General features: G+C 62.3%; 17 protein-coding genes. 7 read left to right on the plus strand and 10 right to left on the minus strand.

Features of this window, described 5'->3' with window-relative positions:
* Nucleotides 1-81 precede the first annotated feature (81 nt).
* The 3 genes from galB to QRN36_RS09140 are packed head-to-tail and all read left to right on the plus strand — an operon-like array spanning nucleotide 82 to nucleotide 2,624.
* The gene (gene galB, locus QRN36_RS09130) at nucleotides 82-822 is read left to right on the plus strand and encodes a 4-oxalmesaconate hydratase (protein ID WP_285423761.1); all 741 of its coding nucleotides are present in this window, start codon (nucleotides 82-84) and stop codon (nucleotides 820-822) included.
* Nucleotides 819-1,535: a 4-carboxy-4-hydroxy-2-oxoadipate aldolase/oxaloacetate decarboxylase gene (locus QRN36_RS09135; protein ID WP_285423762.1), complete on the plus strand. Its 717-nt coding sequence runs from the start codon at nucleotides 819-821 to the stop codon at nucleotides 1,533-1,535. Before galB ends, QRN36_RS09135 begins: the two co-directional genes overlap by 4 nt.
* Before the next feature lie 3 nt (nucleotides 1,536-1,538).
* On the plus strand, nucleotides 1,539-2,624 hold the full coding sequence (locus QRN36_RS09140; protein ID WP_285423763.1) for a 4-oxalomesaconate tautomerase: 1,086 nt from the start codon (nucleotides 1,539-1,541) through the stop codon (nucleotides 2,622-2,624).
* An 11-nt stretch (nucleotides 2,625-2,635) separates the two neighbouring features.
* Here QRN36_RS09140 and QRN36_RS09145 read toward each other — a convergent pair whose 3' ends face one another.
* The gene (locus tag QRN36_RS09145; RefSeq protein WP_285423764.1) at nucleotides 2,636-3,529 is read right to left on the minus strand and encodes a LysR substrate-binding domain-containing protein; all 894 of its coding nucleotides are present in this window, start codon (nucleotides 3,527-3,529) and stop codon (nucleotides 2,636-2,638) included.
* 139 nt (nucleotides 3,530-3,668) lie between these two features.
* On the opposite strand from QRN36_RS09145, the gene QRN36_RS09150 reads away from it, so the two are divergent.
* Nucleotides 3,669-4,097 (plus strand): cupin domain-containing protein, encoded by a 429-nt coding sequence (locus tag QRN36_RS09150; protein WP_285423765.1) that lies wholly within the window; start codon nucleotides 3,669-3,671, stop codon nucleotides 4,095-4,097.
* 5 nt (nucleotides 4,098-4,102) lie between these two features.
* Here QRN36_RS09150 and QRN36_RS09155 read toward each other — a convergent pair whose 3' ends face one another.
* Nucleotides 4,103-5,011 (minus strand): LysR family transcriptional regulator, encoded by a 909-nt coding sequence (locus QRN36_RS09155; RefSeq protein ID WP_285423766.1) that lies wholly within the window; start codon nucleotides 5,009-5,011, stop codon nucleotides 4,103-4,105.
* 98 nt (nucleotides 5,012-5,109) lie between these two features.
* On the opposite strand from QRN36_RS09155, the gene QRN36_RS09160 reads away from it, so the two are divergent.
* Nucleotides 5,110-6,093, plus strand: coding sequence for an aldo/keto reductase (locus QRN36_RS09160; protein ID WP_285423767.1), 984 nt, complete (start codon nucleotides 5,110-5,112; stop codon nucleotides 6,091-6,093).
* 105 nt (nucleotides 6,094-6,198) lie between these two features.
* On the plus strand, nucleotides 6,199-6,975 hold the full coding sequence (locus QRN36_RS09165) for a carboxymuconolactone decarboxylase family protein (protein WP_285423768.1): 777 nt from the start codon (nucleotides 6,199-6,201) through the stop codon (nucleotides 6,973-6,975).
* Nucleotides 6,976-7,005: 30 nt separating this feature from the next.
* On the opposite strand, the gene QRN36_RS09170 is transcribed toward QRN36_RS09165, so the two are convergent.
* The 7 genes from QRN36_RS09170 to QRN36_RS09200 all read right to left on the minus strand — a co-directional run bounded on the left by QRN36_RS09170 (nucleotide 7,006) and on the right by QRN36_RS09200 (nucleotide 12,689).
* Nucleotides 7,006-7,680, minus strand: coding sequence for a DUF3313 domain-containing protein (locus QRN36_RS09170; RefSeq protein ID WP_285423769.1), 675 nt, complete (start codon nucleotides 7,678-7,680; stop codon nucleotides 7,006-7,008).
* 192 nt (nucleotides 7,681-7,872) lie between these two features.
* Entirely contained in the window at nucleotides 7,873-9,129 is a 1,257-nt protein-coding gene (locus tag QRN36_RS09175; protein ID WP_285423770.1) for a D-amino acid dehydrogenase, read from the minus strand.
* 4 nt (nucleotides 9,130-9,133) lie between these two features.
* Nucleotides 9,134-9,508 carry a RidA family protein gene (locus QRN36_RS09180; RefSeq protein WP_285423771.1) on the minus strand — a complete coding sequence of 125 codons (375 nt, stop codon included), beginning with the start codon at nucleotides 9,506-9,508 and terminating at the stop codon, nucleotides 9,134-9,136.
* A 38-nt stretch (nucleotides 9,509-9,546) separates the two neighbouring features.
* Nucleotides 9,547-10,194, minus strand: a complete 648-nt coding sequence (locus QRN36_RS09185) for an amino acid ABC transporter permease (RefSeq protein ID WP_285423772.1) — start codon at nucleotides 10,192-10,194, stop codon at nucleotides 9,547-9,549.
* Between the two features lies 1 nt (nucleotide 10,195).
* The gene (locus QRN36_RS09190; RefSeq protein WP_285423773.1) at nucleotides 10,196-10,870 is read right to left on the minus strand and encodes an amino acid ABC transporter permease; all 675 of its coding nucleotides are present in this window, start codon (nucleotides 10,868-10,870) and stop codon (nucleotides 10,196-10,198) included.
* 3 nt (nucleotides 10,871-10,873) lie between these two features.
* Nucleotides 10,874-11,671 carry an amino acid ABC transporter ATP-binding protein gene (locus tag QRN36_RS09195; RefSeq protein ID WP_285423774.1) on the minus strand — a complete coding sequence of 266 codons (798 nt, stop codon included), beginning with the start codon at nucleotides 11,669-11,671 and terminating at the stop codon, nucleotides 10,874-10,876.
* Nucleotides 11,672-11,720: 49 nt separating this feature from the next.
* Entirely contained in the window at nucleotides 11,721-12,689 is a 969-nt protein-coding gene (locus QRN36_RS09200) for a transporter substrate-binding domain-containing protein (protein ID WP_285423775.1), read from the minus strand.
* A gap of 250 nt (nucleotides 12,690-12,939) precedes the next feature.
* Between QRN36_RS09200 and QRN36_RS09205 the strand changes: the two genes are divergently transcribed.
* A complete protein-coding gene (locus tag QRN36_RS09205; protein WP_285423776.1) occupies nucleotides 12,940-13,587 on the plus strand; it encodes a helix-turn-helix domain-containing protein in 648 nt (215 codons plus the stop codon).
* 27 nt (nucleotides 13,588-13,614) lie between these two features.
* On the opposite strand, the gene QRN36_RS09210 is transcribed toward QRN36_RS09205, so the two are convergent.
* A complete protein-coding gene (locus tag QRN36_RS09210; RefSeq protein WP_285423777.1) occupies nucleotides 13,615-14,547 on the minus strand; it encodes an AraC family transcriptional regulator in 933 nt (310 codons plus the stop codon).
* Nucleotides 14,548-14,663: the final 116 nt, after the last annotated feature.

Consider the following 14,663-nt stretch of genomic DNA (forward strand, 5'->3'; position numbering starts at 1 on the left):
GGGTCTGCCAGACTTACGCATTAGTCCGCTCTTGGCAAGCCTGTCAGCATCGAGTGACGTCAATAAGGGAGCCTGCCCGTCATGAGTCATCCACTGCAAAAATCCGCGCTGGTTGTCAGCGCCCACTCCGCCGACTTCGTCTGGCGCGCCGGGGGCGCCATCGCGCTGCACGCCTCACAAGGTTATGCGGTGCACATCGTGTGCTTGTCCTTCGGCGAACGCGGCGAGTCGGCCAAGCTCTGGCGCAAAGGCGCCGAGATGACAGAAAACAAGGTCAAAGCCGCCCGGCGGGATGAAGCGCAAGCGGCAGCCGACATCCTTGGCGCGACCGTCGAGTTCTTCGACATCGGCGACTATCCGATGCGAGCCGACACAGACACCCTCTTCCGTCTGGCCGATGTATTTCGCAAGGTCCAGCCCGAGTTCGTCCTGAGCCACTCGCTCAAAGACCCATACAACTACGACCATCCACTGGCGATCCATCTGACGCAAGAAGCGCGGATCATTGCCCAGGCCGAGGGGTACAGGCCCGGCGAGAAAATCGTCGGCGCGCCTCCGGTCTACAGCTTCGAGCCGCACCAGCCGGAGCAATGCGAGTGGAAACCCGACGTGTTGCTGGACATCACGTCGGTGTGGGACAAAAAATACGCAGCGATCCAGTGCATGGCCGGCCAGGAGCACCTGTGGGAGTACTACACCCGAGTGGCTTTGCAGCGCGGCGTTCAGGCCAAGCGCAACATCGGCATCACCGCCAGCAAGGACATCATCTACGGCGAGGGCTATCAAAGTATCTTCCCACGCGTAACGGAGAATCTGGGATGAGCAACCTGACAGGCAAGACCGGCATCGCTGTGCGGAACATCGAGCGCGCCGATCCCACACTTATCGATGAACTGACCCGCTATGGCGTGGCCACGGTGCATGAAGCGCAAGGACGCAAAGGCCTGCTCGCGTGCGATATCCGGCCGGTTCAGCGGGATATCGCCATGAGTGGATCGGCCGTAACGGTGCTGGTCGCTCCCGGCGATAACTGGATGTTCCATGTCGCCGTCGAGCTGTGCCAGCCGGGCGATGTTCTGGTGGTGGCGCCGAGTTCCCCTTGCACTGACGGTTTCTTCGGAGACCTGCTTGCGACCTCGCTCCAGGCGCGCGGCGTCCGGGGGCTGATCATCGACGCAGGCGTTCGCGACACCCGGACATTGCGTGAAATGGGCTTTCACGTCTGGTCCCGCGCCATTCACGCTCAGGGCACGATCAAGGAGACGTTGGGATCGGTAAACATCCCGGTGATCTGCGCCGGGCAACTGGTCAATCCGGGCGACGTGGTGCTCGCCGACGACGACGGAGTGGTCGTCGTACGCCGCGAAGAGCTGCCGCACGTCATCGACAGCAGCCGCAAACGGGCCGATCTCGAAGAGCAAAAGCGCCTGCGTCTGGCTACGGGTGAACTCGGTCTGGATATCTACAACATGCGCGGGAGGCTGGCCGAGAAAGGCCTGCGCTATGTCGACCGTGTCGAGCAACTGGAGGACTGATGGATGGCGCACGCCCGTATTCCCTGCCTGCTCATCCGCGGCGGCACGTCCAAAGGCGCTTATTTCCTGGCCGAAGACTTGCCCAGTGACGCCTCGTCGCGCGACCGTGTGCTGCTGGCTGCCATGGGATCTCCCGACGTGCGTCAGATCGATGGAATCGGCGGCGCGGATTCACTGACCAGCAAAGTGGCGATCATCCGGCGCTCCAGTCGACCGGGCGTGGACGTCGATTATCTGTTCGCCCAGGTGGCGGTGGCCGAAGCACGGGTCGATTACGGGCAGAACTGCGGCAACATTCTGGCTGGCGTCGGCCCGTTCGCCATCGAGCGTGGGCTGGTCGCCATTCAAGGGGCGCACACCTCGGTGCGGATTTTCATGGAGAACACCCGCCAGACCGCGACCGCGATCATCCAGACCCCGGACAATGCGGTGAACTACGACGGTGACAGCAGGATCGATGGGGTCCCGGGGACTGCAGCCCCGGTCATTATTGAATTCGATGACATTGCCGGGTCCAGTTGCGGCACCCTGCTCCCCACCGGCAACGTTGTCGATCGACTGGACGGCGTGGACGTCACCTGCATCGATAACGGCATGCCGGTGGTGCTGATCCGTGCGACCGATCTGGGCTGTAGCGGGTACGAAAGCGTTGCGTCTCTGGATGCTGACGCTGAACTGAAAGGTCGCATCGAGGCCATTCGGCTCGAGGCAGGTGCGCGGATGAATCTGGGTGATGTCACTGACCGCACAGTGCCGAAAATGGTGCTGATATCGCCTCCTGTCGCTGGCGGATCGATCAGCAGTCGCAGTTTCATCCCTCATAAATGCCATGTGTCTATCGGCGTTTTCGCCGCCGTCAGCGTCGCGTCCGCCTGCCTCATCCAGGGCACTGTCGCTGCCGGAATCGCCCACACGACCGGTCACGATGAACAGCACCTGTCGGTCGAGCACCCAACGGGCGAATTCAGTGTGCGTCTGCGCCTGGATAACGGCCGGCTCGCAAGCTGCGGTCTGGTGCGAACGGCGCGCTTATTGTTCGATGGCCACGTGTTCGTTCGCCGGTCGGCGTTCGACTTGCCGCAGCAGTGATCCCGCCAGGATCACCCTTCGCCACGCAATGCCGCGATCACCAGACGCACCGCCAGTGACGACTGGCGCCGGCTCGCGTAATAGGCATGGTGGCCGGTGAAAGTCGGCGACCAGTCTTCAAGGACCCGGCGCAGGTGGCCGGCCTGCACCTCAGGCTCGACCAGCGCCTTGGGCAGATACGCCAGGCCGAAGCCTTTTTTCGCCGCGTCGAGCATCTGATACGCATTGTTGAACACCAGTTGCCCGCTCACCTTCACCTCGATCTGCTTGCGCCCCTTGTGCAGTTCCCAGGCCATCAGCGTGTCGCGCGTGGGCAGCCGCAGGTTGATGCAGTTGTGCGCGGTCAGGTCGTGTGGCGTTTGCGGCGCTGACCTGTCGCGAAGGTAGGAAGGCGCGCCCACCACGGACATGGTTTCGTCAGGCGCGATACGCACCGCAATCATGTCCTTTTCCACCTGATCACCCAGTCGCACACCGACGTCGTAACGCTCGGCGACAATGTTGGTCAGGCTGTAATCATTGATCAGCTCGACACGTAACTCAGGGTACTCATTCAGCAACGATTGAAGCCTGGGCCAGACGTACTGATTGGCGGCGTAGTCGGTGGCCGAAATTCTCACCGTGCCGACAGGACGTTCGCGCAGCTCGGCGACGGCCTGCAGTTCCGCGGCAATTTCATCAAGCCTGGGGCCGATCGAATCCAGAAGACGCTGGCCCGCTTCGGTCGCCGAGACGCTGCGCGTGGTCCGAGTGAGCAACAGCAGGCCCAATTCCTGCTCCAGCGCCGTGACCGTGCGGCTCAGCGAGGATTGCGAAACGCCCAGTCGGGCGGCCGCCCGGGTGAAGCTCTGCTCGCGTGCAACGGTCAGCAGTGCGACCAGATTATTCAGATCGGGGATGTTCATTTATCCACCCATGCATAAGTGTATGCACATTTTGCCATCTAGTGCTCGAGTTGCCCACGCCGTACTGTGGCTCTATCGGTTTCACCTCATACAGGTCCGGCGATTGGACCGTACCGTCTTCATTTAAAAAGGAGCACTCATGACAGCCACAGCCCAGACCATCGTTCGCAGTGGAACCAAAGCGTCCGTCAAAGGACCCGAGGCGTGGTTCACCGGCAATGTCCGCATCGACAACGCCTTTCAGCTCGAAGCGCCGGGCCGGGCGACAGGCGCTGTCGTCACTTTCGAACCCTCGGCACGCTCGCACTGGCATGCCCACCCTGCCGGACAAGTGCTGGTGGTGCTGACAGGCGTAGGCTGGACTCAATGCGAAGGCGGGCCGCGGACCGAAATCCGTGCCGGCGACGTCATCACCTGCGCGTGCGGGAAACGGCACTGGCACGGCGCGGCCGCTACCACGGCGATGTCGCACGTCGCAGTAACGGAGACCATCGACGGCAAAAACACTGACTGGATGGAAGCGGTGACGGATGAACAGTACCTGGCCGGTGAGCTCGTCACCGACTGAAAAGCTCAAGGCGCCAGCGGCTGACTGGCCCACGCGCGCACCGCGTCGGCGAACAGGCGCAAGGCCAGCGGTGGATGGCGATTGGCGGGATAGTACAGGCAGACACCCGGATAGACCGGGCCCCACTCGGGGAGCAGATGCACAAGGCGTCCTTGCTCGAGCAGGTCAGCAACCTGCGCCAGCGGCACCCAGGCGATGCCGATACCGCCCAGCGCGGCCTCGACCATCACGATGATGTTGTCCAGAGTCAGCGGCCCGTCGGCGTCGAAACTGGTGGCCTGCCCCAGGTACTCGAAGTCCCAGCGGAACACTGCGCCGCTGGCGAAGCGAAAGCGGATGCAACGGTGTGCCTTGAGGTCGTGGGGCACCTGCGGCGGCGGATGGTCGCGCAGGTACTCCGGTGAGGCGACCGCAGCAAAGCGGATGTCCTGACCGAAGCGGATCGCAATCATGTCTTTGGGGACGTCATCGAACACCCGCACGCCGGCATCGAAGCCGTCGCCCACGATGTCCACCAGCCGGCTATCGGCGACGAACTCAATGTGAATCTGCGGGTACTGCTTGAGGAAGCCCGGCACAACGTGACGCACCAGCAATTTGATCGAGGACTCGGACGCGCTGATCTTGATCGAGCCTGACGGCATGTTGCGCGTTGACGTGACTTCATTGACCACGTCGGCCAGCTCGTGGAGCAGCGGACGCACGCCTTTGAGCAACTGCTCGCCAGCCTCGGTCAGCGCCACCGAGCGCGTGGTGCGATTGAACAGGCGCATTTCCAGCCGCGCTTCGAGATTGCGCATGGCATGGCTGAGCGCTGAGGGCGATACACCCAGCAGGCGAGCGGCGCCGGTGAAACTGTGGTTTTCCGCGATAGCGATGAAGGCGGTCAGTTCGGGCAGATCAGCACGAATCATTGGTGAATATTCCTCATCGGGTCATGCAGCGCTCGCTGGATTGTTGAGCATCGTACATCAACTTAAGGTGCATATAACCCCGAAACAGGAGACCACACATGCAACATCGCGCACTCGGCAACACGGGACTCGACGTATCGGCCATCGGCCTCGGCTGTATGGGCATGAGCTTCGCGTACGGCCCCGCCATGGAACGATCGGCGGCTATCCGCCTGATCCGCGCCGCGTTTGAACAAGGCGTGACATTTTTCGACAGCGCTGAAGCCTATGGGCCTTTCACCAACGAAGCCTTGCTCGGTGAAGCACTGGCGCCGTTTCGCGATCAGGTTGTGATCGCCACCAAATTCGGCTTCAAGAACGGCGAGGTGCCACAAGGCCTCGACAGCCGTCCGGAGAACATTCGCGCAGTCGCCGAGGCCTCGCTCAAACGCCTGAAGACGGACCGCATCGACCTGTTTTATCAGCACCGGGTCGACCCTGGCGTGCCGATGGAAGACGTTGCCGGTACCGTCAAAGACCTGATCGCCGAGGGCAAGGTCAAGCACTTCGGGCTTTCCGAGGCCGGTGTCGACTCGATCCGCCGCGCCCACGCCGTGCAACCGGTGGCGGCGCTGCAGAGCGAATACTCGTTGTGGTGGCGTGAACCGGAAAAGCAAATCCTGCCGCTGCTGGATGAGCTGGGTATCGGCTTCGTACCCTTCAGTCCGCTCGGCAAGGGCTTTCTCACTGGCGCCATCGATGCCAGCACCACTTTTGCTCAGGACGACTTCCGCCATGTCGTGCCGCGTTTCAGCGAAGAGAACCGCAAGGCCAACGCCGGGCTGGTCGAGGTGCTGGGCACGCTGGCAGACAGCAAGGGGGCGACACGCGCTCAGATCGCCATCGCCTGGCTGTTGGCGCAAAAACCCTGGATTGTCCCGATCCCCGGCACGACCAAGTTGCACCGTCTGGAGGAAAACAACGGCGCGGCGGCCATCGATCTGACGGCGACGGATCTGCATGCCATTGAATCTGCGCTCAAGGCCATCGATGTCGTCGGCGACCGTTATCCGGCGCATCTTCAACAAAACGTGAACCGCTGACACCTGTGGCGGGCGCCGCCCTCTTCCACGCGAAGGGCGCCCGCCGATCCATCTTTTATTCACGCGCTACCGGCGCGTGCTGCGCGCCATAAAGGAACGACGCTCATGAAACGAATGACCACTGCCCTGGCGACTGTGTTCTTTTCCGCGCTGGTCGGCGCCGAAGAAGGCAAGCCGCGCCCTGATCCCAAGCCCTCTCCGGACGTCCTCGAGGTCACGCCGCAGCTGTACGCTTACACCACTGAGCTGCTGTTCGGCGAAGTGTGGAAGCGTCCGGCGCTGGTGCCGCGTGATCGCAGTCTGATCACCATGGCCGCGCTGGTCGCCAGTGGCCAGACTGCGCAAATGACCGGGCACATCAGACTGGCGCTGGACAACGGCGTAAAGCCCAGTGAAATCGGCGCGCTGATCACCCACCTGGCGTTCTACAGCGGATGGCCGAACGCGATGTCGGCCGTCGGCGTTGCCCGGCAGGTGTTTGCCGAACGCGGCCTGGATCCTGCGCAGATCACCCCTCCCCCCAGCGAACCGCTGCAATTGGACGCACAGAGCGAAACCAGACGCCGGGCTGCGGTTGACGAGGCAACAGGCAGCACCGCGCCTGAACTGGCCCGATACACCAATGACGTGCTGTTCGGCGATCTGTGGCGCCGGACGGACCTCGCGCCGCGAGATCGAAGCCTGATCACCGTCGCGGCGCTGATCAGTCAGAATCAGTCCGCGCAACTGACCTTTCACCTCAACCGTGCGATGGACAGCGGCCTGACCCGCGAACAGGCCGGTGAAGTGGTCACCCACCTGGCGTTTTATGTGGGCTGGCCGAAAGCGATGTCAGCGGTACCCGTGCTCAAGGAGGTGTTCGCCTCACGCGGCGCGACCTGATCGGCCTCGCGGCGGCCGCTGACCCGGTCGCTAGTGCTTGCTCTTCAACTTCTCGTAAGCCAGTCGCATGTCTCTGGCCCAACCGTCGAGCACCGGCTTGACGTCGTCCAGCGTCAGTTGCGCCTTGTCGTTTTCCAGCGATTTGCCACTGCCCTTGCGCACCACCTGCGCCAGCACACTGTTGGTGTCCGAATCCAGGAAAGCCGCTTCCGTGGCAATTTCCACGCTCTGGTCGCGCCCACCCGCGGCCGTGTTGACAGCCGCCGCCACCAGCGCGATCGGCACGACCTCATAAGGTTTCAGCCCCTCGTTATGGGTGGAGACCGCAGTGATGGCCGGCCTAACGATGAGCGTCTCGGGACCGGGGCCTTGCGCCAGGGTCATGTTCTGCCCCAGCTCGCGGCGCAGAGCGGTGTCGAAGTAGCCGGTGATCGACTGCAGCGTCTGCGCCGAGATCACCGCCGTGGGCTGTGGTTTGGGGTAAAACTGGCTCGGTTCGATGTACACGCGGGTGTATTTCTCAAGCTTCACGTCCGGATCGATCCAGCGCATGACAGGCGCACCGCTGGCACTTTCGGTGGGCTTGAGACGGCTGTAATCCTTGAGGAATCCGGAATACTGGCTGGGATCGACGCGGGCGCTGGAGCACCCGGTCAACGCGAAAGTGGCACAGCAAAACAGCGTGACGAGCAACGGCGTTTTCATCGCGTGACTCCCTGTTCGGGTGTTGTTATGAGGCTGCTGTGGCCTGCGGGGCGCGTGATGTCGAGTCAGGCGGCGCGACCATTGGGGTGCCGCTCAAGCATAGACGCAGAATGCGCATCGCCAGTGTTCGACTCACCTCTGCGTGACTGATCGAGTTGAGCAGACCGTAGCACCCCGATCAGGTCTGGCGAGTCAGATAAGCCGTCGATTCAATTTGAAAGCGCCGACATGCGGGGCGTAGGTGCCTGTCACCAGTTGCGTCACCCGTTCGGCACTGGCGCAGGCCAGCGTCCATCCCAATGCGCCATGGCCGGTATTGACGAACAGGTTTTCGATCGGCGTCGCGTCGATATACGGCAGGCCATCCACCGTCATCGGGCGCATGCCGCACCAGGCATTGACCTCGGCCGGCAGACTGATCTGCGGGTACAGGTTGCGCAAGGCCTGTTTCAGATTGGCCACCCGCGACGCCCGAAGCGTGCGGTCATTGCCTGCGAACTCCACCGTGCCGGCCACTCGCAGCCGGTCGCCCAGCGGCGTGACGCAAATGTGCTCGTGGTCATCGACGATAGGCCGCGTCGGCGCGACACCCACTTCATCGCGATTGAGCGTGAGCGAGTAACCCTTGACCGGTGCCACCGAGATCTTCACGCCGCACGGTGCAAGCAGCGCCGGCGACGCCGCCCCGCCACACACGATGACCCGCTCGGCCTCGATACGCCCGTGAGCAAGCTTCACCCCGGTGATTTTACCGTTCCTGACCTCCAGGCCGGTGACCTCGCTGCCGTATTCGAAGCGCACGCCTTGATCCGCCGCGACTCTGGCGATTTCGCGAGTGAACAGGTGCGCATCGCCCCAGCAATCGTTCTCCAGCCAGAGTCCCACTTCGATGCTCGACTCGATCGGTAGCAGCGAAGGCTCAAGCGTGACGCACGCCAGGCGGTCGAGCCGTCTGACGCGAGCGCCCATGCGTTCAAGCAGCGTGGCGAACGACTCGGCGCTGGCCCGTGCACCGGGTCCTTTGAAAATTTCCAGAAACCCGCCTCGGCCCAGGTCGAAATTCAACGAGTCGCGCGCTAGCAACGTGTTCATCAGACCCAGGCTGTGTTGCCCGAAACGGGTCAGCGTGTTGGCCGTGTCGCGGTATTTGCTGTCGCGACAATTGGCCAGAAATCTGAGCCCCCAGCTTCCCAGCGAAGGGATCGCCGAGGGACGCAGCAGCAGCGGCGCATCTTCACGCCCCAGCCACTTGAGCATTTGCAGCGGCGTGCCCGGGGATGACCAGGGCAGCGCGCTGTTGGCCGCCAACAGACCACCATTGGCAAAACTGGTCTGCATACCGGGCTCGGGCTGGCTGTCCAGCACAGTGACCGACAAACCTTCGCGAGCGAGGAAATACGCAGTCGTGGCGCCGATGACGCCAGCACCGATGATGATCGTGGCGGGCATGGTTTTACTGTTCCAGGTAGGCGTTGGCGATGATTTCGATTTTTGCGCCCGGCACCATCAGGTCGGCGATGATCGTCGCCCGGTTAGGAAAAGGCGTGCTGAAGAAGGTGCGATACACCTCGTTCATGCCTTCGAAATACGCCTTGTCGGTGAGGATGACCTGCAGCTGGGTGTAATCGTCCATGGTGCCGCCGGCGGCCTCGATGGTCTGCCTGAGGTTGCGCAGGGTCAGCTCGGTCTGGGTGGCGATGTCGCCGGTTTCGATGCTGCCGTCGGCGTAGATCGGGATGCTGGCGGTGTAGAGGGTCTTGCCGCCCACGGTCGCCCATTCCACGGGTGCGGATCCGTCTGGCAGTCCGGTTTTGATCACTTTACGCATGATGACTCCTGTTGAGGTTGAGGACTTGCTTGGGTTGATCATCTGGAGCTCTTGCGCTCCAGCATTCGTACAGCGAGCGACAGCGGGAAGCACAGCACGAAGTACATGGCGCCCACGATCAGATAGGTTTCCAGCGGCATGAAGTAGACGGAGCTGAGGTCCTGCGCGCGCAGCATCAGGTCCGGCGTGGCGATCAATGACGCAACCGAGGTGTCCTTGAGCAGCGAAATCGCCACGTTGCCGATCGGCGCCAGCACCACGCGGATGGCCTGCGGCAGCACCACCCAGCGCATGGTTTTGAAGCGCGTCATGCCGATGGTCTGCGCGGCTTCGTATTGCCCCTTCGGCACCGCCTCGATGCCGGCGCGATAGACTTCGCTCAGGTAGGCCGATGCATTGAGGCCGAGGCCGATCATTGCCGCCTGAAACGAGCTGAATTCGATGCCGACTGCCGTCAGGCCGAAATACAGAATGAACAGCTGCACCAGCGCCGGAGTGCCGCGAAACAGCTCGACATACGCGGTGGCCAGGCGCCGCACGCGGCGCGCCCGGCTCATGCGCAGCAACGCCACAAGCAGGCCGACTGCAAGCCCGATCGCCAGGGCACCGAGTGCCAGTTGCAGGGTCGACCACGCCGCGGCCAGCAGTTCTTCGCGACAGGCTTGCCAGAGTTCGTAATACGTCATGTCAATGACCTCCGCGCAGTCGGGATTCAGCGCGATGGCCCATGCGCGCCAGCACCAGGCTCAATATCAGGTAGATGACAGCGACCATCAGGTAAATCAGGTTGGTCTGGTAGGTTTCGCTGACCAGCATGCGCGCTTTGAACGCCAGCTCCGGCACGGCGGCGGCCGACGCGAGGGAGGTGTCCTTGAGCAGGCTGATGGCGAAGTTGGCCATGCCAGGCAGCGCCACTTTGATAGCCTGAGGCAAGACGATGATGCGCAGCGCCATGCGCCGGGTCATGCCGATGGCCGATGCCGCCTCTGCCTGTCCCCTGTCCACATTGTTGATGGCCGAGCGAAACACTTCGCAGAGGATCGCGGCGCCGTTGAGGCCGAAACCGATGATCGCCGCCACCGTCGCCGGGAGCGTCAGCCCCAGGTGCGTGAGTCCGAAATACAAAATGAATAACTGCGTCAGAATCGGCACATTGCGAAACAGCTCCAGATAAAGGCTGGCCAGCGATCGCAGCCACACGCGCCGGGACAAACGCATCAGGGCGAGGACGAAGCCCAGCAGCAGCGCCATGGCAAACGACGCGACGGTCAGCCCCACGGTGCTGAGCGCGCCCAGTCCCAGGACTTTCAGAAAATAGGGAAACAACTGCGCGGCGTGTTCCAGCTCACTGATGACCACCATCGATCAGCGCTCCTGAACAGCGCGCAGGAACGCGCGCGTGCGCTCCACCTGGCTGTCACGGAAGACCTGCTGCGGCGAGCCTTGCTCGACGATCCGGCCGTCGGCCATGAACACCACCTGATCGGAGACCTGCTCGGCAAAGCGCATCTCGTGGGTGACGATGATCATCGTCATGCCCTCCTCGGCCAGTTGATGCATCACCCCAAGCACTTCACCGACCAGTTCCGGATCCAGCGCCGAGGTGGCCTCATCGAACAGCATCAGCTTGGGTTTCATCGCCAGTGCCCGGGCGATGGCTACGCGTTGCTGCTGCCCGCCGGACAACTGATCCGGAAACGCCTGCTCTTTGCCGTGCAAGCCCACTTTGGCCAACAGCGCCCTCGCCTGCTCGGCCACTTCGGCGGCCTGGCGCCCCTGCACCTTGAGCGGGCCAAGCATGATGTTCTGCAGAACCGTCAAGTGAGCGAACAGGTTGAAACGCTGGAACACCATGCCGATGCTGCCGCGCATACGCGCCAGCTCGGCATCGCGCAACGGCACCCTGCGCGCGCCCATCTGGCGCTGGCCCATGAGCTGGTTATCGACGTAGATGTCGCCCGCAGTGGGTTCCTCCAGGTAGTTGATGCAGCGCAGTAACGTGGTCTTGCCCGAGCCACTGGGCCCGATCAGCGAAACCTTTTGCCCCGGCATGACGTTCAAATCGATGCCCTTGAGCACTTCGATGCGGCCGAAAGACTTGTGCAGCGCCTGAATACGCACGAGCGGCTGCTCCGCCGGCGTGGCAGGTGGTGTGTACGGCATAGGAAAACCCTTTGGCGAGAACCGGAAAGCGACAACCAGGCCTGCGTAATCAGGCGAATGACTGACTGAAATCCCGCGGCTGATGCTTGAACGGGCCAAGAACGTTGCCCTGCTCGTCGCGGTCGACGCCCAGGCGCGGATCCACAGCTGTGGGCACTAGATAGTCAGGGTTCTTGATGCCGTAGCGGGCCAGGATCGGGGCGATCTGTCCGGTGGACTTGAGCCAGCGAACGCCCTGGTTGATTGCGTCGAACAAGTCCTGATTCTGCGGGTAGACGCCCCAGATCGCCTGAAACTTGCCCGTCAGGTTCGGATAACGCTCATCGAAGCCGATGGGAATCTGTTTGAGCTTCATGTCCGGGTTCTGCAGGATCATGTAGTCGATCGTCGGCGCATCGAGTACCGCGAAATCCAGACGCCCGGCCACGACGTCGCGAATGCATGCATCCGAGTTGTCGTAGAGCTTGACCTCTTTCACCCCCGGAATCTTCTTCATGTCCGGCACCACCGAATAGCCGGTGTTGCTGCCCAGCGTGCGGCCCTTCAGATCGTCGGCGCTGATGCTGCCGGTGAAAGGTTCGCTGTCACGCATGATGATGTACGCCCCGGTGTAAAACACGGGATCGGTCAACAGGAGGATTTTCGAGCGCATCGGGTTCCAGGCGAAATTGCCGCCGAACCAGTCAGCGCGCCCGGAGCGCACGGCCTCGATCACCGCCGGGAAGCCCATCGGCAGGATGTCCAGTTTCAGCTCCAGACGGTCGGCGATCAGCTTCAACATCTCAAGGTCGGTGCCCACCGGCTGCCCGTCGCGCACGGCACCCAGCGGCATGTCGCCCATGCACGCGGCGGTCAGGTAACCGGGACGTATGGTTTTGATCGGCGCACCCGCTGCGAATGCCATCGGCATCTGCCCCAGCATCCCGCCCGCCATGCAGGCCAGCGCACCGTAGCCGGAAGCCTTGAGCAACGTACGACGGGAAAGGCCACGCTGGAGGAATTTCGAATCTGTAGTCATGAGTCACCTACCGCGGAAAATTGATGGACTGGCTTGTACCGTCGATGACGGCCGCAAACTTCGAACAACGGTTGGGCAGAGTGAAAGGTGACGCTGGGGCTGATCTGTTTTTGTGTTGGCGAGATCGAATCTATAAGCGATTTTGCATAAATGCAAATGTTTTTCTCTGTTGAGAAGTTTTGCTGAAAAATGCAAAATCCCTGCCTGACCCGCTGGCGCCCTGCCATCCCGTGAATCCGGACGCATTTCCATGACCGACAAATCCCGCGCTGATACCTTGTCCCCGAAACGGGTCGTGGCCCCGGCACAAGCACCGCTTGAGAGCACGAAGGCGCTGGCCGAGCCCATGCATGAGCCCGGGCCGATGATTGCCATGCAGCGCAAACGCCTGAAATGGTCGCTGACCAAGCTGGCGGAAAAGTCCAACGTGTCGATTTCCACCATCTCGCGGATCGAGAACGGCCTGATTTCGCCTACTTATGCGGTCCTTGCACGTCTGTGCGAAGCGCTGGACATACGCTGGGCCGACATGCTCGGCAACGAAGAACAGCGGTTCGCCAAAGGCTGCCGGGTGGTCAATCGCGCGGGCAGCGGCGTCATGCACAACACCGCACGTGGCGTCTACGAGTGGCTGGGCGCGGACCTGGCGACCAAGAGCATGGAGCCCACCATCGTCGACGCCATTCCGGACACCGGTCTGCGCACGCTGGAGGGGCACGAAGGAGAAGAATTTCTTCTGGTGCTCGAAGGCAGCATCGTGTTTTTCATGCAGGATTATTCGCCGCTGCACATGAGTCAGGGTGACAGCGTGTACTTCGACGGGTCCATTCCGCACGCCTACTACGCCGCCACTCAGCCCGCCCGTTTCCTGAGCATCGTGTCGCGCAACCGCAGTTGACGCACGAAAGCGGCGGCGGCCAGTCGCTTATCGCGGATGTCGGTATTCACGCGGGGTGACGCCCGAGTGGCGCTTGAACACCTGGGCAAAATGGCTCGGGCTGGCATAGCCGACTTCCAGCGCGACCTGCAGAATGCTCAGGTCCGATTCCAGCAGCAGTTGCCGGGCGGTTTCCATGCGCAGGTGGATGAAGTACCGGGACGGACTCCGCCCGGTCGCCTTGCTGAACAGACGACTGAAGTGCGAAACGCTCATGCTCGCCTGCGATGCCAGCCGACCCAGGTCGAAGGCCTTGTCCAGCCCATCACGCATGGTTTCGATCGCCCGGTGCAGCTTGTACGCGGGTAACGCATTGGCTCGGCTGAACGGCTCACCATCATCGCTGTAGCATCGCACCAGATGCACGGCCAGCGCCTGGCCGATGCTCTCCAGATACAACACGCTGGCTCTGGGCTTTGAGGTTATTTCCTGAAACAGGGATCTCACCAGGCGAGCCAATAGCTCATCGCGCCCGCCCGACACTTCCCGCAGGCGCACGGCGCCATGTCCGATGGAAAACACGTCGCGGGCAGCAAGGTCCAGAAGCCGCTGGCTGAGGTAGACATGCACCACCTCAAAACCTGCCTCATGCTCCGTCTGCCAGCGCATCTCGTAAGGCTCCGGCGACATCGTCAGAAAGAAATCATCGGCGGCAACCGCCGTGGCCGTCCACGCCTCGTCGATCGCACGTTCCTGCACCTGCGCAGCGCCCGACAGGACCAGCACCAGCAGCGGCTCCGCGACCGCCGGAACGGTCAGTGTCTGGCCGACGCTGCGATGCCTGAACAGCTGAACCTGGACCTGCGATTCCAGCTGTTCGCCGACCGGATGATGCGCGCCGGTGGGCATGTAATCAGGCATGTTCCGCGCAGAGATGCGCGCGGGTTGATAGGCATCGGGGGCCGAATCGGTTTTTTCCATGACGTCGGGTCTGTGGTCGGGCGCTGGAGAACGATCCGCACAGCGTAGCCAGTGTCGGCAAAGAAAAGCAAAACCCCGACAGTCTGGCGCCAACCCGTCAGACGCCGGTAGCCGAA

The sequence above is a fragment of the Pseudomonas sp. efr-133-TYG-103a genome, assembly GCF_030209235.1.
In the GTDB taxonomy this organism is placed as follows: domain Bacteria; phylum Pseudomonadota; class Gammaproteobacteria; order Pseudomonadales; family Pseudomonadaceae; genus Aquipseudomonas.

Coding starts and splice junctions, on each gene's coding strand:
- QRN36_RS09180 (WP_285423771.1), bottom strand. CDS start 9,508: ATGCGTAAAGTGATCAAAACCGGACTGCCAGACGGATCCGCACCCGTG.
- QRN36_RS09150 (WP_285423765.1), top strand. CDS start 3,669: ATGACAGCCACAGCCCAGACCATCGTTCGCAGTGGAACCAAAGCGTCC.
- QRN36_RS09165 (WP_285423768.1), top strand. CDS start 6,199: ATGAAACGAATGACCACTGCCCTGGCGACTGTGTTCTTTTCCGCGCTG.
- QRN36_RS09170 (WP_285423769.1), bottom strand. CDS start 7,680: ATGAAAACGCCGTTGCTCGTCACGCTGTTTTGCTGTGCCACTTTCGCG.
- QRN36_RS09190 (WP_285423773.1), bottom strand. CDS start 10,870: ATGGTGGTCATCAGTGAGCTGGAACACGCCGCGCAGTTGTTTCCCTAT.
- QRN36_RS09135 (WP_285423762.1), top strand. CDS start 819: ATGAGCAACCTGACAGGCAAGACCGGCATCGCTGTGCGGAACATCGAG.
- QRN36_RS09200 (WP_285423775.1), bottom strand. CDS start 12,689: ATGACTACAGATTCGAAATTCCTCCAGCGTGGCCTTTCCCGTCGTACG.
- QRN36_RS09175 (WP_285423770.1), bottom strand. CDS start 9,129: ATGCCCGCCACGATCATCATCGGTGCTGGCGTCATCGGCGCCACGACT.
- QRN36_RS09205 (WP_285423776.1), top strand. CDS start 12,940: ATGACCGACAAATCCCGCGCTGATACCTTGTCCCCGAAACGGGTCGTG.
- galB (WP_285423761.1), top strand. CDS start 82: ATGAGTCATCCACTGCAAAAATCCGCGCTGGTTGTCAGCGCCCACTCC.
- QRN36_RS09210 (WP_285423777.1), bottom strand. CDS start 14,547: ATGGAAAAAACCGATTCGGCCCCCGATGCCTATCAACCCGCGCGCATC.
- QRN36_RS09155 (WP_285423766.1), bottom strand. CDS start 5,011: ATGATTCGTGCTGATCTGCCCGAACTGACCGCCTTCATCGCTATCGCG.
- QRN36_RS09185 (WP_285423772.1), bottom strand. CDS start 10,194: ATGACGTATTACGAACTCTGGCAAGCCTGTCGCGAAGAACTGCTGGCC.
- QRN36_RS09140 (WP_285423763.1), top strand. CDS start 1,539: ATGGCGCACGCCCGTATTCCCTGCCTGCTCATCCGCGGCGGCACGTCC.
- QRN36_RS09145 (WP_285423764.1), bottom strand. CDS start 3,529: ATGAACATCCCCGATCTGAATAATCTGGTCGCACTGCTGACCGTTGCA.
- QRN36_RS09160 (WP_285423767.1), top strand. CDS start 5,110: ATGCAACATCGCGCACTCGGCAACACGGGACTCGACGTATCGGCCATC.
- QRN36_RS09195 (WP_285423774.1), bottom strand. CDS start 11,671: ATGCCGTACACACCACCTGCCACGCCGGCGGAGCAGCCGCTCGTGCGT.